The organism is Tolypothrix sp. VBCCA 56010, assembly GCF_050875635.1.
Taxonomy (GTDB): Bacteria; Cyanobacteriota; Cyanobacteriia; order Cyanobacteriales; family Nostocaceae; genus Hassallia.
The window spans coordinates 73,608-97,233 of sequence record NZ_JBPAOH010000001.1 but is presented as its reverse complement, the minus strand read 5'-3'; the positions used below and the strand labels follow the sequence as shown (position 1 = coordinate 97,233).

The following is a 23,626-nucleotide window of genomic DNA, read 5'->3' as shown; positions in this document are numbered from 1 at the left end:
CAATTACCAATTCTCAATTCATTTCAGTAAACTCAAATACATCGTACTCACCACCGCGAAGTACCGATTCTGTGTGTTTTCCTTGAAAGCGCTTGCCAAAGGTTTGCTGTAGTGCCCCCCAAATAGCACCGAGGGTGTAAGTACATTTACGGTCTGAACCTTGAGGTTCCCCCGTAGAACATAAAGTTTCGCTAGTGTAAACTTTGATAACATCTCCTTCGGCTTTGATACGATTAATGATACACAACCGAGTACCATCTTTACCAAAAGCAAACCCAAGTTTGGAGGCAATATCATCTAAAGACAAGTTTGCACCTGCTAAACCTAATTCTTGTGCCAAAAGTTTACCACGTCTGCGACCGGCTGAAATTAAAGCGATCGCTGTTGCCTTTTCACCCAAAGCATCTTCCATGCCGACAATTGCCGACTTGAAACAAACTATACTGCTGAAATCTCCCAGTATTGGACGTGACATAAACGATTCTCCTAAAATTCATTTTTTATTTGTGCAGTCTCAGGTTGAAAACTTAAGGAATATGGACATTACATCTTTTCCAAATTTTTTCTTTTATTTTGCCAAAATTAAAGTTACAAATTAGTTGTAAATTAATAATGGCAACTTAAGAGAGAAAATCCGCAATCCACAAATCTGAATAGGGGTTGCTTCGTGTTATTAGCTAACCAAGCAAAGGTGCTATTCTGGCAACGGCTCGTTTAACTTCTAGAAACAACAAGCCTTGTTTTACCGATGCATTAGCGAGAACTAATAAAACAGCGTCATTACTACAGCCAACCAAAACTCCGTAGCCTTTCTCACCTTCGACGACAATCCGCTCAACATTACCGCGAGACAGTTCGCGTCCGATGCGTTCGCCCAAAGAAAGCATAGATGCAGACATTGCAGCGGTACGTTCGTCGTCCATACCTCCAGGTAGCACCGAAGCTAAAGCCAAGCCATCAGGACTGACTAAAGCTGCGCCTTGAACATCAGAGGTGCCGCTAACAAAGTTTTGCAGTTCGTCTTGTAGTATCGAAGTGTTAATCATGACTTTTTTCTCCAAAATTATTGGTAAATCTATTTCCCTGTTTTCCGTACTTATTGGTAACGTTTCGAGATTTTCGGTAGTTGTCGGTAAGGTCGTATTCTCCGTTGTTGGCAATTTTGATGCATTTACAGACTCAGTAGGCGTTTTCTGAAATGCCTCTGCGAGTAGCTTCAGGATTTTGCCTAAAGGCATAGGCGGTAAACTGCTTATTCCAATAAAGTTATTTCCATCAGATGCTTTTTGATAATTTACTACTAAGACAAATTAAAGTTAAAAGGAAAACGCTAACAAAAGCAAGAATCCTTTTTTACTTTTGGCATTCTTTTTTTTTGCATTCGCTTTGTTTGTTAAGGTTGATGCTGGCAAGATTTGGCTAATTCTAAAACGATCGCCATTAATGCTTCTTTTACTGAAGCTGTTTCGGTAGCATTTACAGCTAACAAAGGCGGTCGAGTAGTTTCATCGACAAATCCCAAAGCTAACGCCACATCTTCGAGTTCCCAAGCATCCGCACAGTCAGTATGAGTCACCCCAATTAAATAAGGAATTTGCACCCTTTGATTCATAAACTTGACAATTTTGCGACCAAAACGGAAATGATCGGGGCGGTGTGCAGCTACTAACAGGATGTAAGCTTGAGCTTTACGAATCAAGATGTCCCACATAAAGTCAAATCGCGCTTGTCCTGGTGTCCCATAAAGGTGCAGTGATTGATTGGCTGCTATGACAATCCGCCCAAAGTCCATAGCTACGGTAGTTTTAGCTTTAATTTCTGCTAGTTCATCAGTAACTTCCTTCTCCGTGTCAACAACATCAATTTCACTAATTGTGCGAATCAAGCTACTTTTGCCTGCACCTACGCCACCCGTAATTACTATGCGTAGGATTTCCATTAAGCTTTACTCCTTAAAAAGCCGACTAAATTTTGTAAAAATGCTGTACTTACCTTCAGCATGTTTGGTTCTGGAACTTTTTTTTGTCCCCAGCTAGACGCAATTCCTTGACTTTCATCCATCGGGTAATTATTTAGTTCGGGTGTACATTGCTGCAAAGAAACTTCTTCTACCAAACCTGCAAGCATTAGCCGGAAAGCAGCTTGTTGAACTATTAATGTAGGTTGATTGAGTTGAGTTGCGATCGCACTTAAATCAACACTTCCATTCGCAAATTCCCACACTTGCCACTCGAAAGGATTCAAGCGAAATTGTGGTTTGTTTTGTGTAATACTTTTAATGCCAGAACTGACATCTGGAAGTACATCAGCTAATACTTCCCAGTTTTTCAATGCTCTCAAAGCCATCAGCGCTACTTCAGTTGCTCTTAGGCTTAATCCTGTCATCTCTGTCCAAGGCAAAGTAGCCTTGCTATCAAGTTTAAATACACCGGTTTGAATTTCAAACAGTTCTCGAACTTGTTGCAGTTGACTGGCAAATAATAGATTGAGCTGTTCAGCACTCAGCAATCCTTCGGTTTTCAACTCTAAACCCAAAGGTGTTCCTGTAGCACTTCTAGTAATATTTTCTCTGACTGGGTTACACCACTTTCTTTTGATTATCTTAGATACTAATTCCTGACCATTTAAGCGATTAGCCGCAGCGACAATACGCCCCTGGCGAAACCAAATATAGTAATGTAGGGATTTAGATCCAGCAGCATGAAGGTTTGGTAAAGTACACACACTCAAGCAACCTGATTTTCGCCCTTGGTCAATCAGTTGGAATAATTCCGCTAAGGAAAAATCCGTAAAAGAACTAGATAGGCTCATTCGTTCAAGAACTATAAATAGGAATTTATTTGAAATAGCACCCTAAAAATCTTTTCAGGCAGTGCGTTGCAGAGGAAACCTCCGTTAAAGCACCAGCCGGCTCAAGAGCAAGTTTTATACCTGATTTTAGTTCAAAGCTACTTGCCTTTTATCTATAGCACCCCATAGAAGCATAATATACGGTCAAGCTTTAAAAATAAGTAATTCTACAATCACTAAATAATTAAAATCAGGTTATTAAGTATAAATACTTAATTTTTTACGTATTATACACATTAAATGACACTATTTAATTCAATAATACCTTAATTAAGGAGAATCATCAGGACTTACTTACCTAAAACTTCAAAAACAGCAGTGAGTAGGTATCACAGAGGACAAATTCGCTCTTATTCTAGCTCTGCTTGCTTCTGTGTAACGCCAATAAATTAGATTGGGAAGTTATGTATTTGTTTAGTTTATTGCTGTATATGTTAATTTTAATAAAGAAAGTTTAATAAAATTTCTAATTAAATGAGTTTTTAATCAAATAAAAATTAATACTTTGCAATATATATCTCTAATGCTTGCTATGAAAGCGATTTTAAGTGTTTGCTTAATTGTTTTATTTCTGCTGTCTGGTCAAGAAGCAGCAGCGGGAGAATTAAGTCAGCAAGTTCCCGTCTTGGCGCTTTGCGTCGTTCGCGTAGCGTCTCCGACAGGAGATGGGAAACTTGCTGACCCGAAGGGTCAAAGGTTGGCGAATTTTCCTCGGTGGGAAAAAATAACTACGGTGCGATCGCCTGAAGGTGATTTGATTTATCCTGATTGGATGGCGGGTAATTGGCAGCTTAAAAGTACTTTAATAGATTTGGCTGCACCTTTAGCACCAGATATAATCACACCTGGTTTTGAAGGTAATCGCGGACAGCTAAATCAACCTGTGAGTTTTCCAGTACGATTTATAAAACAGCAATTGCCTATTTCCGGTTTAAAACTCATACCTCGGATAGATAACAAATTGCCCGTTGTAATTGCAGATAGGGCATTTAATAGCTTGAATTTAGCACGGACTTATTTAGGCGATCGCGTGTTATCAGTCAAAGTAGATCCAAAATCGCCCAATCGTCAAATTACCTTATTAAAAGGCAATCTTCAGTTAGTTTCTATTGTCACCGCACGCGCTACAGAAACTACACCGGATAATAAGTTCATCACTACAGAAGTCTTTCAGCAGCTATTTAAAGGTGGTTCTAATCCTTATTTCAACTCCGTAGAATCAACAACCGCTTACCGCAAACTTTCTACATCTAATCCCGTGATAGAAGCAGATCAAGTGACTGCTGTCTACCTTTCACCGCAAGATCCAGATTACTTCAAAGCCGGCTCTCATCCAGTCGCACTTTATCGCTATCGCTTAGAATTTTTTCCCTCCCAAGTGTTAGCTACTCCCAAAGGATGATTTACTCTAGTACTCCTTGACTACAAAATACTACAAATGTATTATTAAAAGTCCGTGGCTCAACTGCAATGTCAAGTAGTGAAGAGTTAAGGGTGAAAAGTGAAAAGTGAAAACACAACTTATCACTTTTGTACAGACGTTCCAGCGGTTTTGTACAGACGTTCCGTTGGAACGTCTCTACCTCATTAAATAGGGTGCATTATGGCAAAATTTAGAGACATTATCAAATATTACGATCGCTATCGAGTAGCGGTTATATTTAGTATTGCCGCAGCGAGCATCTTTGAAATTATCGATTTGGTTGTACCATATGCCACAGGGCAGATTTTAAACGTACTTTCCGGACAACCGCTAGATAATGTAATACAGAATGCGATCGCAGCAATAGTTAACCTGATTAAATTACCACAAAATCGGTTATCATCTTTGGCAGTGCTAATGACTGTAATCTTCTTAGTTACCGTTGCCAGAGCGCCAATTCAAATCTGGTCAACTTGGTGGTTTCATTGGGATATTGCTTTGCGTACCAGGCGAGATCACTTTAAAGAAACGGTAGCGAAAATACTCACTTTGCCGCTAGAGTTTTACGATGAAAACAATCCCGGACGCGTCGCTGGGAAAATAGCTAGAGGTTTAGAAAATCATACTTGGACTTACCCGGAAGTTGCCGGACAAATGATTCCCAAACTATTTAGAGTATTGGGAATTTTTGTAGTTATCTTGTTGATTGAGTGGCGGATTGCTATACTATTTCTGATTTCGTTCGTGGTAATCCTCAGCTTCACCCTGAAAGATTTAAACAAGCTGATGGAACAAGAACGACGGCTAGATAAATACATGGAAAATACCCAAAGCCGCAACTCAGAAATTATCACTAACATCAAAACAGTTAAAGCATTTGCTACAGAACCACTAGAATTTAAACGCCAAAAAGAACGACTTGACCGCGAGTTTAAAGTAGTAGATTACCGCATCCATCTTGGTTACATCAAGCTGGGTACTTTTAGAACGGCATTCGTTCAGTTTTGCGTGTTTGCAATACTAGGTTTAACTTTAGCAGCTACGGTAAAAGGTCAAATTTCCTTAGGACACTTTCTCACGACTTTAACAGTTTCCAGCATGGCTTATGCCGAGTTGGAACCTATCAGCAACTTAGCAGAGATTTTTGCTCGTCGTTATGCTTCAATGTTGGGGTATCACGAATTAATGAAGCAGCCGATTGGAGTAGATGCAGCTAGTTTGGTAGAAACTGAATCGGCTTATAGTTTCACCGGCAAAATTGAGTTTTCTAACGTAACTTTTGGGTACGATACTAACCGTCCGGTTCTGGAAGACATCAACTTGTTAATAGAACCATATCAGACAGTAGCGCTGGTTGGGCGATCCGGTTCCGGGAAATCTACTTTAGTGAAGTTGCTATTTCGCTATTTTGATCCGAATCATGGGAGGATATTAATTGATGGGCAAGATATTATCACATTAAATGTTGGTAATTATCGCCGACGATTAGCGATCGTTCACCAAGAAGTAGACGTTTTTAACGGTACTTTGCTGGAAAATTTAAGATATGGCAATCGACAAGCGAGTTTTCCGCAAGTTGAAGAAGCGTGTAGAATTGCCAAATTAGACGACGTAATTCGCACTTTACCCGAAGGTTATTACACAGTTGTCGGTGAACGTGGTGTCAGGTTATCTGGAGGACAAAGACAGCGTTTAGGAATTGCTAGGGCATTATTAGTTGAACCTGACGTGCTAGTTTTTGACGAAGCGACATCTAGCTTAGATTACGAGTCTGAAAGATTGATTCAATTAGCCATGCGATCGATTCAAGGAACTCGTACTACAATAATTATTGCTCACCGTTTGAGTACAGTCCGCGAAGCAGATAAAATTGTGGTTCTCGATCAAGGTAAAATTGTTGAAGTGGGTAGTCACGATCAATTGTTGCGTCATGAAGGAATTTACCGCCGCTTGCACTCCCTGCAAGAGACTGGAGAATTGTTGAGTTAACCCCCTTGTTTTTTGAATAACATCAGAATTTTTTCCGTATAATATCCTCAAAAGGATGATTGTACGGAAATTTTTAGTTTATTCAACAACGTTATTGCTCAACCCAACAGTTTCTCAACCGATACCTGAATCTCTAAAAATGCCAACGGTGTAATCGTTCCCTTTACAATAATTTGTTCTGTAGTATAATTACCGTCTAATGGTTCTCGAAATACAATTATTTGCTTTGCAGATAAATCCAAAACCCAATATTCTTGAATCAAAGCAGCAGCGTAAATACAAGCTTTAAGTTCTAAATCTTTCTTCAAGCTTGTTTTGGCAACCTCTACCAGCCAAAATATATCTTCAGGTGCAGGATGGCGATTGTTGTAAGCTGACTCTGGTAATCGAGCGATCGCAATATCTGGTTCAGGTTCAGAGTTAGATAATGTAATCGGTCCATTAAAACGAACATCGGCTTTACCTAAGAGTAACTCCTCTAGGTATTTCGCGCCTCGTTTTGCCGTACTGTAATGAATCGGGGTTTCTGGACTCATTTCAACAATTTCGCCAAAGAGCAATTCTACACGGCGATCGCTCAGAATTCCCGCTTGAACCATGCGATGATAGTCATCCACAGACCATTTAGCTAGCGTCTTCATTGCCGAATCGCTCACATTACCTTTCTAAACCTAGCTTTATTGTACGTTTTGTTCCGGCAATGCCATTACTCTGTCTTGTAAAGCTTTGATGCCTGCGGCAACGCCAAGGGCGAACGGAGGAAACCTCCGACGGGCGCCAGGTCGCCCAAGTCAAGCCAGTGCGTTGCGGGGGTTCCCCCCGTTGTAGCACCTGGCGCGGGAGACCCGCCCATGCGACTGGCTCAACTTTCCGCAAATTTATTTGCAAAAACTATTGGCATTTCTAAAACCTTATGGTACTATTAATAATCGTGAGATAAATGGGTCGATGTCCGAGTGGTTAATGGAGACGGACTGTAAATCCGTTGCGAAAGCTACGCTGGTTCAAATCCAGCTCGGCCCATCTCACTACAAATCATCAGTGTTGATTTTAGATTGAATTATGCGTTAGCATAGTTGAGAAATTAACAAATCCCTATCTTAAGGCTATTTTGCCCGTGTGGCTCAGTGGTAGAGCACACCCTTGGTAAGGGTGAGGTCACGAGTTCAATCCTCGTCACGGGCTTTTTTGTAGTATGAAAAATCAAGGTTTCAGACGATAGGATGTTCAAAATTCTGCTTTTTGAGCATCCTATCTTGCTTTTTTTGTCTATTATTGGATATCCTACTTGTTTTTTTGGCTATGATTTGGCTACGATTTTGTAAAATACATGATATTCATAGCCAAAATTGAGAGTTCCCACTGCTGTAGTGGCTAAATGGTGTGATAACTCTGTTGATATGATTGAACAAAAGTATCTTGACAACAAGGTACTTGAGCAGATGAAACCTCTTTAAAAAAGATATCGCTTAACTATTCTTCTATTTTCCCATAAGCCTTTTTAACCCAATATCCTCTAGGGGGTTTCTCTATACCATAAGTCTTACACCATTTTTCTACAGCTTTATCAGAAACACCAAAGTCTTTTGCTATTTGCGCTGTAGGCTTTGACCACACTAGTTTTTCTAGTTCTTCTTTTGATGGTCTTTCTACTTTTCTAGTGTGAATTCTAGAGTCTGGGTTAACCTTTCTGGTTGTTAAGTCTACACCAAATTCTTTATAAGTGCGCTTCAGCGCTTCCTTAGTAAAGTCTGTAAAATCGTCCCACCAGTAAAACGGTGTAGCTGAATTAGGTATTTGGGTATTGATGCAGCAACCACCAAAGTTAATTGATGGATAAACAACTTTATCTATATCAGGCAGATAAACAGCATAAAAGTCAAAGTCTTTTGTATTATACTTTCTGCGGTGGATACCGTTTTTATCCACCCAAATAGTCTTATTTACTACTCTATTGTCTCCAGAATATTTAGCTTGTATTCTGTAAAATTTGTCATCTTTGTACGCAACAAAATCAAAAGGTAAATGTTCGCAAACGACGGGTGTAAGAATTAAGTATCCTTTCAGTGTTAGGTCTGCGATCGCTTTGGTTGCAGCAATATCACCTTTGTTTTTAGTATGATGCAGCAAAATGAACCCTCAATCTGACTTAATCGTATCATCCTACTATGCTTGAGGGTTCGTATTTAGTTCAAACGGGTGTGGCAGGAATCGAACCTGCGACTGACTGCTTAGAAGGCAGCTACTCTATCCCCTGAGTTACACACCCAAATTAAATTATTGTCCCTCGAAAGAGTCAGCGTCTATTATATATGTGCTTAAGGGCAAAATGCAATCTATTATAGATTATGCATTTTCACTTCGAGTGGCTTGAAGAAGTTGCGTTCTTACCAATTTAGACGAAAAACGTTCAATTAGGGAGTATTGCACGCTTGTATATTGTCTTGTGAATAAGTTGGTGAGGGTGGATGCGCTCAAACCAAAAGCCCAGAAGAAAGCACTATGAGCCAATAAGCTTGCGGTGCCATTATAGATAGCATATCAAGAATGCCCCTGTCAAAAGTTAATTTCGGTGTGTCATGTTTATTCTCAAACGGCAGGATGTTGAAATATCGTCGATTCAGCACCCAAAACGGGATCAGCAAGTGCCGATCCTTTATTATCAGGGGCTAACGTTTCGTTTGATTAGCGTCTTCAAGGCTAATCAAGAGGAAGAAGCTAGAGCGTTGTGGAGGGAATTAACTGATAACCGAGGTAAAGCCTGTGTCTTGCTGGAGGAACCGGAGCGCTACAGCGTTTGGGGTAAAATCCGTTTAGAGCAACTAGATAGTGACACTGGTAGTCATAGCAAGACAGGAATTTTGATCCAAGCGAGTTTATTGCTACTGCAAGCGGTTTATATTGACATTGAAGAGCTTTTAGGGACTCGACAAGCGTCATTATTTGAGAAAGATATTGCGGAAGTTTTGCAACAAAAGCAATTTCCCCAGGTATCTTCATCAGAGACAGCTCGTAACTTGCTGACAACCAACCCATTGCAGTTAGCCAAACTTCCCGCTTGGCAAGAAAATCATGTAATTCTGCTTTTGCAAGAATTGCATCGATTGGGGAAAGGATATTTTGGCAATGCCAACTTTGCAAAACTTGTGGCTGGAACGTTACAAGATATGCCATCGGGAGAGCGATCGCACTTTATCAGTTGGCTAAATCAATCTCCACTGAGTAAACTATGGCAATAACCAACATATCATCGGCAGTTTCTTTTGGTGAAAGAATTTTCGACTACGCTTTGAAGTTAAATAAACCCTTTAGTCACATCAACCGTTGACTGCACCCAATTGCCAAAATACTGCTGTGAATGTATTTATACAGTTAAGTTATATGAGAGCATCTTACAACAATTCATATCCGACTAAATCCCTGTTCAAAACGAGAAACATCGTTTTGGCTAGTATTGCCTGGGGTGTGCTGGCACTATTGTACTTTTTGTTGTTTAGTGCCAAAATTCCAGGAGCAGACGGCACACAAAGTCGTGCTGCCTGGTACGTAATTGGTACAAATATTTTTGAAGCATTGGCTTATTTAAGTGCTGGGATATTATGCTTAAGGAATTGGCGCAGTCCGCAAATTGTCAGCGATCGCAATGTTTGGCTGGCAATTGGCATCGGGATGCTTTCTTATTTTCTCGGCGGAATATTTTTCGGCTATACGGAAATAGTATTAAAAGAAGAGCCAATCGTTTCCCTAGGTGATGTATTTTTTGTGGTAACTTATTTGTTCCTTGGTGTAGGCATGATTTTAGCAGTTGCATCTTCGCGACTCAATCTGGAAAAATGGCACTGGATGATTGTGTCGGCAATTGCAGCATTTGGCAGCGCTTTGGCGTGGCTGATTTCTCAGCAACCACAAGGAGTAGATATCAGCGAACAAGTGCCATCAGGGGTAGAAAATATCGCTTTGATTTTAAGTACTGTTTACATTGTCAGCGACGTGTTATTGTTAATTATCGCCACCACGCTACTGCTAGCTTTTTGGGGCGGACGAGTTTCTCTATCTTGGCGAATGATTGCAGCCGCAGCGTTTTCGCTCTACATAGCAGATATGTGGTTTCAATATGCCACTAATTGGATTCCCAATTATCAAAGTGGAGAGATACTAGAGGTATTTTGGGTAATGAGTGGAGTGTTATTTGGCATGGGCGCTACCTTAGAATATGACGCATCTAAAGTGCGATCGCGGCGTACCGGCGGACGAAAACGAGCTTAACAAAAATTTGGTGTCTACCGTGAGAAAACTAACAGATTCTGATAAACAAGAAATTCTTAAGTTATATCGAGAGACTGCCGAAACAACTTCAACTTTGGCAGAACGCTATGAAGTTAGTAATTCGACAATTAGTCGCTTGCTCAAAAGTACTTTACCAGAAGACGAGTACGAATACCTCGTTTCTTTAAAGCGGGCTGCCCGAACTCCTGAAGGCAGAGCGCAGGTAAACTACGATCAAGTCCAATCGAGGATTATACCACAAAAAGAAAAAGAAGTCAAAGAAGTCGAGGTGAAAGCAACTCCCAAGGAAGAAAGCTTTCCACCAAAGCCGAAAACTTCTTTGCCAAGTCCGCGCAACGCACCGACAAAAGTCAAAATTGTTGAGCCTCCACAACCAGTGGTAGAGGCACAACCTTACCAAGAAGATGAAACCGACTCAGAAGCAGCCGCTAACATACGGGTGCGCCGGCGTTCCTCAGCACCGACACCGATACCAAGACCTACAGTAGCGGAGCAATTAGAACTTTTAGAACAAAAACCCCAGGAAATAGCTAGTATTCCTAGCCCAATGTTAGAGGGTGAACGTCCAAACCCGACCGTGATAGCGCAAATGCTCGGCGAAGACTTGCTAGACGAGTCAGAGGATTTGGACGATTTAGACGACGATTTAGATGATGATGATTTTGATGAGGATGATGACGACTTTGAGGAGACAAGACCTTTAGTCACAAGACGAGCTTTAGGTGATATAGCGGTGCAAGTTTTGCCGTTGTCGGCAGCTCATTTGCCCAAAACTTGCTATTTAGTAATCGATCGCTCCTCAGAATTAATCACTCGACCGCTGAAAGATTTTGGCGATTTGGGGCAAATTCCCACCATCGAAACTCAGCAAAGAACTTTGCCGATATTTGATAACCACCGAGTAGCAAAGCGCTTTTCTACCAAGCGCGATCGCGTAATTAAAGTTCCAGATAGTAAAATGCTCCACAAAGCGCGAACTCATCTGCAAGCTAAGGGGATCACGCGATTGTTAATTGATGGTCAGGTATATTCTTTGTCTCCTGTTTAATCATTAGTCATGAGTTATAAGTTATTAGCAATTACAAACTCATAACTTATAACTCATAACTATTATTCAATTTATGAGTTGTTAAAAATTCATGCGGACATAATTTATAATTTATAATTATGTTTAAAATGGGGATTTAAACCCCACCTGAAACAAAACTGCGATCAAGATTGCACCGGGTACAAACCCTTTTTAATTATGAATTATGAATTAATAATTATTAATTAGGTTGATATGGATAGCTCAGTCGGCTATGGTGTGGTATTGGTGACAACTGCTTCAATAGAAGAAGCAGAAGCGATCGCTAATGCTCTTGTAGAAGCTCAACTCGCCGCTTGTGTAAGTTTACTGCCAATTCACTCAATTTATATTTGGCAAGGAAAACTACACAAAGAGCAAGAATGGCAATTGTTGATTAAAACCGATTTGGCGCTATTTCCCACCTTAGAAGCCAAAATTCGCGAACTGCATTCCTACGAAGTCTCGGAAATCATCGCCCTACCCATTGTCGCCGGTTCTCAACCCTATCTCGAATGGATTGCCGAACAAGTCAAAATTAAGGACTGATAAAAACACCGTAACCCTCACAAGAGACGTTCCACATGCTTCGTCTCTACTTTGCGTAAACAGCCGCTGCCAAACGTTCTGCTAAATTAATAATGTCCTCTTTTCTGGCAATTTGCGAAATCCATTCTGAGGGAATATTTTCCACCCCATAGTAAATTCCCGCTAACCCACCAGTTACAGCGGCAGTAGTATCAGTATCTCCACCTAAATTTACCGCTGTTAATACCGCTTCCGCGTAGTTAGAAGTATTTAACAAACACCAAAGCGACGCTTCTAAAGTATCAATTACATAGCCGCTAGAACGAATTTCTTCGAGGGGTAAGTTGTCAATTTCGCCGCTGAAGACTCTGGAAAAATGGGGCATTTCTAAAGCGTATGGGAGGGGTGGGGTTACCCCACCCTTAATATAGTAAATTTGGCGAATGTTTTCTAAACCTTGTAAATAAGCTGTTTGCGGATCAACTCCTTGCAAAAGACAAACTGCGATACTGATATATATACCGCAGGCTATTTGCGATCGCATATGAGCATGAGTAATACAAGAAACTTGGTGTACCCGCGAAATCAATTCTGCAAAAGTTAAGCTTTTGTGACAATAAGCCATAGGTAAGATTCTCATTAAAGAACCATTACCATTACTATTTTCCGTCTTTCCTCCGGCTTCCAAAGGTGGAATTCCTTGTTTATAGTTAGCGATCGCTAAAAATGTGGTGTTACCAACGTCAAATACTTCACCACGAGCAGTCCAGTACGCTTCATGATACCAACGCGAGAATGAATTAGCGATGCGATCGAGCGAAAAATCGTTACAAAGACATTCTGCCAAACAAAACGTCAGCGAACTATCATCAGACCATGTGCCTGGTGGTACATCCCAAGTTCCATAACCCTGCATCGATGTTACTGGCGATTTAATTCGTTCAGCACGGCTAGTAAATTCTACTGGGACACCTAAAGCATCACCGATGCACAAACCCATCAAACCAGACAACGTTTTTGTCGTAGTTAGCATTATTTACTCACTGGGATAATTTTCAACAATCAACTTTATATCCGCACTTGATAAGTAGACCAACCAAATTAAACGTAAAACCATTGTATTAGGGTGCGTTAGCGAGAGCGTAACGCACCCTACATTTTATATTGACTACTTCTAAATTTATAAATTACACCGTTAATAAAGACTGTTTTTTTGACTGAAGTAGACAAACTTTTATTTCTCAAGTTTGTACCAGTTAACAAAGTGTCTATTTATGTGACAAAATGCCGGATGTAAAGACAAATCTCCGTAATGATAACAGCTTATTAATATTTCTAGCTAATTAGCTTCTCAGTGACGTGCATTAATAGTGACAAGTTATTCAGAAATTATCGAAATTTTCTGGAACCTTTTTCATTGATTATCGACCTAGAGCTTAAATGCAACACCTACAAATTCGGTGACATTATGAAGCGCTTTATCAAGTCTTTTGTGACAATTTCTGCATTGTCTTCTTTAGTAGTTGCTCCTATTTTTCTTTCTGCCGGTCAAGCTTCTGCTGAAACCAAAAATGGTACTGATGCCAGCTATGTTGGTGCTGGTGTGGCAGTTGGCACTACCAACGGTGGACAAACAGGTGATGCGGCAACTTTTGGTGGTAATCTTACAGGTCGCTTGAAATTAGGAGATACTCCATTTTCAGCACGCGGTCATGTTCTTTGGAGCGACCAAACAACTGCTATTATCCCCCAAGTTTCCGCTGATGTGGGTATTGCTAAAAACACCAACGCCTTTTTAGGTGTTGGTTACTCTTTTGTGGAAGCAAACGGTAAACCAAGTCCCCTCGGTAACAAAGATGGCGTAGCTGTAACTGCTGGGTTAGAATCTGAAGTTACTAAAAATTTCTTGCTCTACAGTAATGCTACTTTAGGAATTGATGCCTACAAAAATAGCCCTGCTTCTGCTCTGAGCATCCAAACTGGTGTCGGTGTTCGCTTCAAGTAAAATATAATCTACCGTCAGCCTCCTCACACAAGACTCTTATAACTTTTAGCGCTACCCTTTGGTTTAAATCATAGCTTCAACCAATTTCTAGAAGCGACTCATAACCAGATAAAATATTGCTGGGTTTGTTAAGTGTTGCATCACTGATAAACCCAGCTTTTGCCATGTTAAAATGTAAAATATTCCTCTTTATTCCGACCGAATTACCGGGGATCGATAGCCGAATAAGTGCTAATAACTAGCTGCAACGGCTTTTAATAATGCCTTATTGAGAACACTATACAACTCTAATGGTTAAATCTGCTCCTGCTCCTACCGCCAACCGTAAGCCTTCCAAAGTCGAAGGTCTGAAAGAACATAGTAATTTTTTACGCGAACCTGTTGCCAGCGAACTACTTCAGGACACTACTCACTTTAGCGAAGATGCGGTACAAATCCTCAAGTTTCACGGTTCTTACCAGCAGGATAACCGCGACAATCGCGTAAAGGGACAGGAAAAAGATTACCAGTTTATGCTGCGAACCACCAGTCCGGGTGGCTTTATTCCCCCGCAATTATATCTAACTATAGACAAGCTCGCCGATGATTATGGCAACCATACGATGCGAGTAACTACCCGTCAAGGGTTTCAGTTACACGGGATTTTGAAAAAAAATCTCAAAGCGGCGATCGCTGGTATGGTCAAAAGTATGGGTTCGACTTTATCCGCTTGCGGTGATGTCAATCGTAACGTTATGGCTTGCCCAGCACCATTCAAAAATCGCCCAGAATATCAGTATGCCTGGGAATATGCTAAGAATATCTCTGACTTGCTCAAACCGCAAACCGGCGCTTATTACGATATTTGGCTGGATGGAGAAAAAATAATTAGTGCCGAAGAAAAGCCAGAAGTCAAGGCAGCACGACAAAATAATAGTAAGTCGATTGTTGAAGATAGCTTAGAACCAATTTACGGTAATCTCTACATGCCGCGCAAATTCAAAGTTTGCGTGACGGTTCCGGGAGATAATTCGATTGATTTGTATAGCCAAGACCTTACCTTGGTGGTAATAACCGATGATAAGGGTGAATTAGAAGGCTTTAACGTCTTTGCTGGTGGGGGTTTAGGAAGGACGCACAACAAAGAAGAAACCTTCGCACGCATGGCTGACCCGATTTGCTATGTAACGAAAGATGACGTTTACGAGATAGTTAAAGCGGTTGTTGCGACTCAAAGAGATTATGGCGATCGCACTGACCGGCGTCACGCTAGACTAAAATATCTCATCCACGATTGGGGGGTTGAAAAATTCAAGTCAAAGGTTGCAGAATACTTTGGTAAGTCACTCACACCCTTCAAAGAACTTCCAGAATGGAAATATCAAGACTTCCTGGGCTGGCACGAACAAGGCGATGGTAAGCTGTTTTTAGGCATTTCCATCGAAAATGGTCGCATCAAAGATGAAGGTTCTCTGCAACTCAAAACCGGACTGCGGGAAGTTGTTCAACAATTAAACTTGCCCATCCGCTTGACACCGCATCACAACGCAATTCTCTTCGATATTGAACCTGAGAAAAAACAAGTTATTGAAGAGATTCTAGAGCGTCATGGTGTCGTCACAGACCCTGGTAAAATAGATTCTTTGGTGCGTTATGCGATGGCTTGTCCGGCGATGCCGACTTGCGGCTTGGCAATCACCGAATCAGAACGAGCAATACCAGGTATTTTAGAAAGAATTCGCTCGTCATTAGATAAAGTGGGTTTACAAAACGAACATTTTGTGGTAAGAATGACAGGCTGCCCGAACGGTTGCGCTCGTCCTTATATGGCAGAATTGGGTTTTGTCGGTAGCGCACCGGAAGCTTACCAAGTATGGTTAGGGGGTTCACCAGATCAAACTCGGTTGGCGTTACCTTATATGGAAAGGCTGCACCACAACGACATAGAAACGCAGCTAGAGCCGATTTTTGTGTTCTTCAAGCAGTCGCGCAAATCTGGGGAAAGCTTTGGTGATTTTTGCGATCGCGTTGGGTTTGATGCGCTTCGGGAATTTGCCGCTAATTACGAATCTGAAGTTGTTGGGGAGCCAGAAATTACAGATGATAGCGATGGTTTGGTGGAAACGATGGCAGATTCTACAACTGGTGCGGTGGTAGAAGAAAGTGGAGGGAAAGAGGTAGCGATCGCTAATACTACCATTGCCAGCAGTAAAAGTCGGCATCGAGTCAGCATTCAAGATGATATGTACGTCAAGCTGAAAGCAGCTGCTACCAGTCAAGGTAAACCGATGAGTGAGTTGGTGAACAAAGCGCTAGAAGCTTACTTTGAGAATCAAGCGTAAGCCAGATCGCGCTTTATTTTCCCCTCTTTGTTTGCAGAGAGGGGGCTATTTACTTTTGTGTTTTTAAACGCACCAGGTAGCTGAGGTAAGCGCAGAGTAACGCAGAGTGTTTGTTAGAAATGATGAAAGTTGCTGTAAATAATTTTTTCCTCACGCAAAGACGCAGAGTCGCAAAGAAGAAAAGAAAGAATTAGATGGGAACTAATTTTCATCCACTTTTACAAAATCACCGTTAACGACTTTAACCAGGACTGGTTCTTGTGGACGCTCACCTTCTATAAACTTTAGTCCATCTCCGGAACTTTCATCAGGCAAAAGGTCAATAGATGGGAGTTTTTCAAGTACACTTTTTCGAGAGGGATTGTCGGACAAAGACATAGCTTTAATAAAAGCCCAAGTTGCATCATAACTAGTAGCCATTCGCCAGCTAAATTTTTTCAATTGCCATCTGTCCCTAGCTTCTCTTATAAATCTAGGTTGTTGTGAATTGGATGATTCGTTAAACCAGGGAATTGCCAAAATTAAGCCTTCAAAAGCCTTTTCAGGTTCTTCATAAATCTGTGAAGCATACAAAGAATCTCCTCCCAGCATTTGTAGCTTTCTAGGCAAGTTGGAAAGTTGTTGTGCGCGAGCAATATCAATTACTTTGTAAGTTAGTTCCGTATTTGAAAAAAAGATAGCTGCATCAGCTTTATCCTGAATTGCACTACGTAACACTTCAAGAGATGCATCCAGTTTCGGATCTGCCAAATTTTTAGCTCGTACAACTATTCCACCTTTGTTTTTAAAGGATGTTTCAAAGGCTTGCATTAGGCTTTCACTATAAATATTTTTATAGCTATAGTAAATAACTACTCGCTTAATGTTCTTCTTTATGGCGTAATCAGCTAATTTTTCACCACTAGCTTGATCGGAAGTGACTGTTCTAAAAAAAACTCTATTTGCTTTATCTTTTGTACGATTTAAACCAGTACTGGTGCTAGTAGGGGATATGATTGCCAAACTAGCTTTTTCATACTTATAAAGTGCAGCTTTAGTTACTGGACTATCATTGTGCCCAATTACTCCAATAACATTTGGATCTTTTACCAATTCTTGGGCGACTTTTTGCGCTTGGATTTGGTTATTACTGTCATTGGCGATTACAATATTCAATAATCTACCTTTTAATCCCCCCTTTTTGTTAAAATTAGCCTGCGCTTGTGCGACTCCCTTCAAAATACCTATAGAAGATTCTCTGCGACCATTTATAGATAAAGCAACTGCCAAAGTCAGATAATTACCTTGTTTATGCGCTAGTGCATTATTATAGTAAATTTCTAATTCTGGATTATTGTGATCAATATTTTTAACTCTTGCAAATTGCTTAATAGCTTCTGGGTAATTCTTATTTTTAAAAGCTACAATAGCAGCTTGTGAACTAGAATTTCCATCGCCTAGACCAAAAGTCTTCTCTCCTTGGCTAAATAGTTCTGGCTCTAAGAAGTATGGAGGAGTTACATCTTGCACTATTTGCACTATTTGACCAGTAATTTTTTGCCAGTTATGCCATACGAAGAAGCCAGATCCTAAGATTAACAAACTTGCAGGTATTCCCCAGAGAAAACGCCAACGATAGTTTTTTATTGCTAATTCTTGGCTGGCATTGATAAATTGATAATCTTCAATTGTCAGATTTTTGCCAGTACACCACTTCATTGCTGTTCGTAGTTTTTGCCCCTGCAACAGCCAAGATTTATTTTTATCAGAAGAAAGCCATCCTAGTAATTCTTCTTCGTAAGGTCGTTTATCTGCTAATAATTCACTAACCCATTGTGAATCAAACACAAATTCATAAATGCGGTTATAAATTTTGAATTTTCGGTTATTTTCTAATACCAATCCAGACAAAAGTAATTCACTTTGTTCGGGACTGTCGTCAACTGGTAATTCTTGCTGTTGCCTAATTTTTTGGTATAGTTTAAGTAACTTAATAGTTGGCTCTTTACTGTTAAGAATTCTATCGCGAATAGTCCTTAAATGCTGTGGATTATCTTGCTCTTCCCAATTATTAATTATGCGCGATGTAACTAATTGCTCAACCCATTTACGTATCAGTCTTTTGTCAACAGGAATAATTTGTTCATCATTAACAATTATTTGGCATATTTTTTGAGTGAGAAAAGGTTGACCATCAGTCCAATTAAGTACCTCTTGAATAATTACTTCAGCAATTTTATAATCAGTTACTTTACTTTTTAGACCTTGAGCTAGAGTTCGAGCTTCAGCAAATGAAAAACCTTTTAGTTGAATTGCTTCACCAATATTAAAAGGTGTCCGCTGATTATCTTGAATTAATTGGGAAGGTGTAGCTACTCCCAATAAACAAAAGGTAATTCGTTTAAAGTTAGGATTAATAGCTCGTTGATTATAACAATATCTAATGAAAGCAAAAAAATCATTGGTCGGAAAATCTAAACTGAGAACAGTATCGATTTCGTCAATAAAAATAATAATATTTTGATAAACTTCTGGTAGTAATATCTTTTCCAAAAACTCACTAAAGCGTTTCACATGTGCTAAATATCTGCTCTCATGCAACCAAGTTTCTAATCGCTGAGTTGGTAATTCAAATTTATCTGCTAAATCTTGAATAAAAGTATAATACCATTGCTCTTGGGTAACTCCTCTAGCGCCAAAACTATCCAAGCTAATTAAAACACAGCGAAATCCTTCATTTGCTAATTTTTTACTAACTCGTACTTGCAAGCTAGACTTACCCATTTGCCGGGAGTTGAATACGTAGCAAAACTTCCCGACTTTTAGCCCTTCATAAAGATTTATGTCGGCTTGTCGCTCAATATAACTCGGATCGTCAGGTTTTAAAGTCCCTCCTACTTGATAGTATTGCTGTGGTTTACTCATTATTTTTTCTTTGGTAGTTAAAGGCGATCGCAGAAAAATTGACGATATAATTTGCAACGTGGCTTGACAAAGTTACCTTCTAGCTTCACCAGTCCCAAACGATGCAACGACCTAGCAATTGTTGGAGGTAATTGAACTGGTTTTTTTGCCGTAATAACCTGACGAAATGCCGTTTTTAAGTCGGGATTATTTTCAATTTTACTTAAGTGTTCGAGCAGATGACCTGTGAATGGTCCTTCTATAGTAGAAGCAACTTTCAACAGCTTTTCAAGGGGAATTTCATTCAGTGTCAGGTAATCGCAAGCCTTTCGCAGCAATAAAGGATGTCCTCCTAATAAATCCATGAGTTGCTTCACCTGATTTGCTGTTAAATCCAGGTGATGCAACTTGAGCAAACGCTGCACTTGCTCAATATTAAATTCTGGTAATTCAATTACTAATCCCACATTAGCCAGGGGTGAGCTATTAATATTTAAAGAAGCATAAACTTCGGTGGAATGGACGATTATTAAGCGGAGTTTTTGCCAAATTTCGCTAACTTTATCGCCGCGTATTGCTTTGTCGTGCCAATCTCGCAGCATATTACAAAAGTTGTTAGCAATTGCTGACTGTTCAAAAACCAAATCTAGATAATTTAGGGCTAATACTACAGGACTAGATGTCAACAAGTATTTTTGAAAGTACATCGTGCAGTTGAAGATGCACGAGAGTTTATCGTCCCAATGTTGATTTAAATTATTTGGTAACTCTAACTCGTCACCTACAGCCACACATAGCGATCGCAAGAATGTTTCTTCATCGCTGAAAATCCCACCAACTAATCCTTTAAAGCTTAAAGTTACTGTTTTATAACTATTTCCTCTCGCATAAGCTACTATCCGATTCATCAACCACGTTTTGCCCATATTCTCAGGTGCTTTGATGCGAATCAGAGAACCGGGCTGTTTAATTTCTTCATAACAACGCTTTTCAATCGCAGGACGTTCTAGATAAAACATCGCAGGCGTTGCGTCAGCTTGTCGGAGACATCGCTCTTGTTTTTTCCGCAAAACTGGAGTTGACTCTTCGGGAATTCCTTGCAGTTGAATTTCCACACAGCCAAACTCATAAGCTTCTTCGATTGTGCGATTTGCCCCCAGCGCTTTGTAGAAACCAACTGCAAAAGCGATCGCTGCTTCATCGCCAATCGCTCTTTTCATGCCAATCACAAAAGGTATATGCTGAACAATAGCCTCTGCCTGAATATCTGAATAACAAGCATTCAACACCACACAATTAACATGATCTGCGACTAATTTAAACAACGCAGCTAAAGCCTCTGGGGTGACTGGTTGTGTGTTACCGAACTCATCTTCAAAGCGAAGTTCTCCATTGCTTCTGCCATGCCCAGAAAAATGCACAATATTTGGCTGAAAATCATGTATGGCTTGGCTTATATCTTTCGGACGTGCAGAACGTCGCTCTTCTAGCACAAATATTTGTTGCGGGTTCGCTAGTCGTAGCCTTTCTTTGATATCTTCCAACTCACGCCCTAAACGAAGCCTAACACTATCAGTAGGTTCAGCAGTCAAAAACAGAATTCTAATCTGGCTATCGTTGCTCATCCAGAATCGTTCCTCAAGCTTAATTATGTACTATCGTTTATGACTAAGTATGATTGTTGTTAAATTTGCCTTAACACACTTACAAAAAATTACTTAAGTATTTTCTTTAATTTTAATGTTTTTATAAAGAGATATAAAAATACTTCATCTCCACCAAAACTCATTCCGGACACAAATCATTCATACCTTCAACCGTGCGTAAAATCACATAGCTCAACTGCAAAAAATTGCGATACTTTCTCTGCGAGACGCATTGCGCGTTCGGTAACTCACATCTTGCACCAAAGTATTCATACTGATTTTTTACGTTTTTAATAAACATATATTTTTCTCAACAACCCGAAAAATAGGTATTCCTAGCCTGCGTAGGCAGGCTTTGTTCGTATAGCCTCACCCTTCTAGGGTGTAGGTGCAAGATATCAGGTAAGCTTCTCTTCTCCTTCAAAGACGCTGCGCGAACGCTAACGCACTTTCTGCACTTCAACAAAATCATGCAGTTAGACCCGTCTATACAAAGGACGTGGACATCAACCCCAACCACCATGCTTGCTTCAACGTCCGTCGCAACGCACATGAAATCTTGTTGGCGATCGCTCTTACTGTATTTTTCGATTAATATCGACCTAACCGCAGCCGTATGTTGGTAGCGTAACTTCGACCAATCAAGAGTTGAAGCATCGCAAATATGATTAGTTAATAAGCGGGCGATCGCATTCCTATACGATAAAAAATTTATAAGTACCCGCAACAGCTTTATGCTTTGGAGGATTTTTCATTCATGTTTAGCTGTTATTCAAATCAATGGAGGCGGTATAAATATTTAATTACCAACTGCTTGAGCGAGATATTGTGATTTAGTAAAAGCGCCAAATCAAAAGTTAAACAAATATTCTTAACGCCAGTTATAGGTGCGTCAGTTTATAAAAATGGTTCATGTTAATTTTTTTTATTAAGAGTAATATAAATACTCAATGTATAGGGTATGCTATTCGACAATAATTCTAATTTGGTGAACTTCTCCAAATGAGTAATACATCAGCGGTGCAAAGAGTCAAGAGCAATACCCTACTTGGTAAAGCTAATTTAAGAGTTACGAAGAAACAGATTTTACTCAGTACTCTTGTTGTGTTTCTTGGCTTGATAAGTGTGGGGGCTTTCCGGTTTACTTCCAGGTATAATTTTGACAATAAAATGTCGGTAAAACTACAAGAACTATCTAATACCGAATATCCCGAAAATCCCGCTCCATTAGCCAAAACTTTCCAAAGATATTCTAGCAGAAAATTAACAGTTGTCAAAAGGGATAATACTCACTTTGATTTTGTACTGGAGCCGACTAACAAAAAAACAGCAAAGATAGTTGTAAAAAATGTTGATTTGACACTCTTAGTACCGAAAGCACCTGAATGGGTTAAAAAAGATAAAGGTTTAGAAGTAATCGCCTTAACAGACAGAGAGTGGAACAGACAACAGATTAGTTTTCCTGCTAATTCAAAACATATAGAAATTAGCGGAGGAGATGGTTTTGAAAAGCAAAATATCACTGAGATTGCTTTAGCTAATAACTGCTTAAATGCTGGATATTGGGAAATTTTGCTTTTTACTAAAGAGGATAGTAATAAATCCCTTTACTATCAAAGCTGGTTTACCTTCCCGATGGGACTCTACAAAAATGTCTTTGAAAATATCAATAAGATGTCTTATTGGAAGCATTGGTGGAGATTAGAACATTGGCAAGATCCGAAAGGCACACTAGTAAGAACTGATTTGCTCAGAAAAGTAATTGACCAAAAAGAAGTTGCTACTAAGTTTCTGCCCGATGAAAGAATAATTGTATCAGGAGAGCAAGGAAGAAAAGTTAGAACTACACTTGCGACAAATCTGACAACTTGGAGAGATTTTTACAACAATGAAAATGAAATAAAATTTGCAACTTTCCGTCCCCCAGGATTTTACGATTCTAAGAAACCTTGGGGAAATGAATACTGGAGAATAGGCAAATTTAAAAAAGCGATTTTGAGGAACATTAAGCCTGTAGGTGTTGAGCAGAATTTACAGGAAATTGAGTTGTTATTCAGCGATACAAAGACTGGTGAAACAAATAAATTATTCATCAGCGGTGTCAATTTAAAGCAACTTCCAAAGTTGGCAGTAACAGACTATTCCAAGGGTTTGTATATGCCTTTGGGAATTGGAATACCTCCTTTTTATCAAAGCTACGAAGAATTAGAAAAGAATCATCCAGATAAAAGCCCCTACTTCAGTCTTTTGCTAGATTCAAAAGATAAGTGGATAGATCATCACCACTTAGCACTTGATGGGTCAGCTATCCACCTTGATAAAGATAACCCCAATCTCCTGCATATTTACTTGCTGTCCTACGAAAGGAATACTTTAATAGCTCATTTCGCAATCAATTTGCAATGAATTAAGAGTCATCTGGGGACTATTTCGTAGGGCGTTTATCAAGAAAAACAAAGACAGAAAAGGCAGAAAAATTTGAGATTAGCATCTGAAACTAATCATCAAATTCCAAGAAAGTAAAACTTGAAAAAGCCGGATAACAGAGAAATTTTCACATTTTCCTTTGTTATCCGGCTTTTTGTTAACCAACTTTAGTAGGAATGAGCGCACGCGCTAAAGTATTGT

18 protein-coding genes, 3 tRNA genes and 1 pseudogene are annotated in these 23,626 nt (G+C 39.8%); 11 read left to right on the top strand and 11 right to left on the bottom strand.

Translation table 11 applies throughout. From position 1 onward, the window contains the following. Positions 1–13: 13 nt before the first annotated feature. The 4 genes from AABK37_RS00395 to AABK37_RS00380 all read right to left on the bottom strand — a co-directional run bounded on the left by AABK37_RS00395 (position 14) and on the right by AABK37_RS00380 (position 2,811). Positions 14–475 carry a hydrocarbon-binding protein gene (locus AABK37_RS00395; RefSeq protein ID WP_432549642.1) on the bottom strand — a complete coding sequence of 154 codons (462 nt, stop codon included), beginning with the start codon at positions 473–475 and terminating at the stop codon, positions 14–16. 202 nt (positions 476–677) lie between these two features. Beyond that, positions 678–1,238, bottom strand: coding sequence for a roadblock/LC7 domain-containing protein (locus tag AABK37_RS00390; protein ID WP_432549641.1), 561 nt, complete (start codon positions 1,236–1,238; stop codon positions 678–680). Positions 1,239–1,393: 155 nt separating this feature from the next. Next, a complete protein-coding gene (locus AABK37_RS00385) occupies positions 1,394–1,939 on the bottom strand; it encodes a GTP-binding protein (RefSeq protein WP_432549640.1) in 546 nt (181 codons plus the stop codon). Next, positions 1,939–2,811, bottom strand: coding sequence for a DUF4388 domain-containing protein (locus tag AABK37_RS00380; RefSeq protein ID WP_432549639.1), 873 nt, complete (start codon positions 2,809–2,811; stop codon positions 1,939–1,941). The genes AABK37_RS00385 and AABK37_RS00380 overlap by 1 nt, the downstream gene beginning before the upstream one ends. A gap of 562 nt (positions 2,812–3,373) precedes the next feature. Between AABK37_RS00380 and AABK37_RS00375 the strand changes: the two genes are divergently transcribed. Together AABK37_RS00375 and AABK37_RS00370 are read left to right on the top strand one after the other, a co-directional pair. Continuing rightward, positions 3,374–4,252, top strand: a complete 879-nt coding sequence (locus AABK37_RS00375) for a DUF6816 family protein (RefSeq protein ID WP_432549638.1) — start codon at positions 3,374–3,376, stop codon at positions 4,250–4,252. Positions 4,253–4,453: 201 nt separating this feature from the next. Beyond that, a complete protein-coding gene (locus AABK37_RS00370) occupies positions 4,454–6,262 on the top strand; it encodes an ABC transporter ATP-binding protein (RefSeq protein ID WP_432549637.1) in 1,809 nt (602 codons plus the stop codon). A gap of 98 nt (positions 6,263–6,360) precedes the next feature. On the opposite strand, the gene AABK37_RS00365 is transcribed toward AABK37_RS00370, so the two are convergent. Next, on the bottom strand, positions 6,361–6,903 hold the full coding sequence (locus AABK37_RS00365; protein ID WP_432549693.1) for a Uma2 family endonuclease: 543 nt from the start codon (positions 6,901–6,903) through the stop codon (positions 6,361–6,363). Positions 6,904–7,204: 301 nt separating this feature from the next. On the opposite strand from AABK37_RS00365, the gene AABK37_RS00360 reads away from it, so the two are divergent. Both AABK37_RS00360 and AABK37_RS00355 read left to right on the top strand, forming a co-directional pair. Then, positions 7,205–7,285, top strand: a tRNA-Tyr gene (locus AABK37_RS00360). A 90-nt stretch (positions 7,286–7,375) separates the two neighbouring features. Then, positions 7,376–7,447, top strand: a tRNA-Thr gene (locus AABK37_RS00355). 288 nt (positions 7,448–7,735) lie between these two features. Here AABK37_RS00355 and AABK37_RS00350 read toward each other — a convergent pair. Both AABK37_RS00350 and AABK37_RS00345 read right to left on the bottom strand, forming a co-directional pair. Further along, the gene (locus AABK37_RS00350) at positions 7,736–8,392 is read right to left on the bottom strand and encodes a group I intron-associated PD-(D/E)XK endonuclease (protein ID WP_432549636.1); all 657 of its coding nucleotides are present in this window, start codon (positions 8,390–8,392) and stop codon (positions 7,736–7,738) included. Positions 8,393–8,458: 66 nt separating this feature from the next. Then, positions 8,459–8,531: transfer RNA gene (locus tag AABK37_RS00345), tRNA-Arg, on the bottom strand. A 310-nt stretch (positions 8,532–8,841) separates the two neighbouring features. On the opposite strand from AABK37_RS00345, the gene AABK37_RS00340 reads away from it, so the two are divergent. The 4 genes from AABK37_RS00340 (at position 8,842) to cutA (ending at position 12,164) form a co-directional block, all read left to right on the top strand. After that, complete coding sequence (locus AABK37_RS00340; RefSeq protein ID WP_432549635.1) at positions 8,842–9,501, top strand: Npun_F0813 family protein; 660 nt, start codon at positions 8,842–8,844, stop codon at positions 9,499–9,501. 142 nt (positions 9,502–9,643) lie between these two features. Next, a complete protein-coding gene (locus AABK37_RS00335; protein ID WP_432549634.1) occupies positions 9,644–10,528 on the top strand; it encodes a hypothetical protein in 885 nt (294 codons plus the stop codon). A 19-nt stretch (positions 10,529–10,547) separates the two neighbouring features. Then, positions 10,548–11,597 carry a transposase gene (locus tag AABK37_RS00330; protein ID WP_432549692.1) on the top strand — a complete coding sequence of 350 codons (1,050 nt, stop codon included), beginning with the start codon at positions 10,548–10,550 and terminating at the stop codon, positions 11,595–11,597. A 234-nt stretch (positions 11,598–11,831) separates the two neighbouring features. Further along, the gene (gene cutA / locus AABK37_RS00325; protein WP_432549633.1) at positions 11,832–12,164 is read left to right on the top strand and encodes a divalent-cation tolerance protein CutA; all 333 of its coding nucleotides are present in this window, start codon (positions 11,832–11,834) and stop codon (positions 12,162–12,164) included. Positions 12,165–12,210: 46 nt separating this feature from the next. On the opposite strand, the gene AABK37_RS00320 is transcribed toward cutA, so the two are convergent. Continuing rightward, positions 12,211–13,176, bottom strand: coding sequence for an ADP-ribosylglycohydrolase family protein (locus AABK37_RS00320; protein ID WP_432549632.1), 966 nt, complete (start codon positions 13,174–13,176; stop codon positions 12,211–12,213). A 435-nt stretch (positions 13,177–13,611) separates the two neighbouring features. Here AABK37_RS00320 and AABK37_RS00315 point away from each other — a divergent pair, with 435 nt between their 5' ends. Then, the gene (locus AABK37_RS00315) at positions 13,612–14,148 is read left to right on the top strand and encodes a hypothetical protein (protein WP_432549631.1); all 537 of its coding nucleotides are present in this window, start codon (positions 13,612–13,614) and stop codon (positions 14,146–14,148) included. A 290-nt stretch (positions 14,149–14,438) separates the two neighbouring features. After that, positions 14,439–16,469, top strand: coding sequence for a sulfite reductase, ferredoxin dependent (gene sir / locus AABK37_RS00310; RefSeq protein ID WP_432549630.1), 2,031 nt, complete (start codon positions 14,439–14,441; stop codon positions 16,467–16,469). A 201-nt stretch (positions 16,470–16,670) separates the two neighbouring features. Here the strand turns inward: sir and AABK37_RS00305 are convergent, their stop codons facing one another. The 3 genes and pseudogenes from AABK37_RS00305 to AABK37_RS00295 form a co-directional block, all read right to left on the bottom strand. Continuing rightward, on the bottom strand, positions 16,671–19,373 hold the full coding sequence (locus AABK37_RS00305) for an ABC transporter substrate-binding protein (protein ID WP_432549629.1): 2,703 nt from the start codon (positions 19,371–19,373) through the stop codon (positions 16,671–16,673). A gap of 17 nt (positions 19,374–19,390) precedes the next feature. Further along, positions 19,391–20,977: an AAA-like domain-containing protein gene (locus tag AABK37_RS00300; RefSeq protein WP_432549628.1), complete on the bottom strand. Its 1,587-nt coding sequence runs from the start codon at positions 20,975–20,977 to the stop codon at positions 19,391–19,393. 519 nt (positions 20,978–21,496) lie between these two features. Next, positions 21,497–21,692: pseudogene (locus AABK37_RS00295) on the bottom strand (integrase); the annotation flags it as partial. 308 nt (positions 21,693–22,000) lie between these two features. Here AABK37_RS00295 and AABK37_RS00290 point away from each other — a divergent pair. Then, positions 22,001–23,404, top strand: coding sequence for a hypothetical protein (locus AABK37_RS00290; RefSeq protein WP_432549627.1), 1,404 nt, complete (start codon positions 22,001–22,003; stop codon positions 23,402–23,404). Positions 23,405–23,626: the final 222 nt, after the last annotated feature.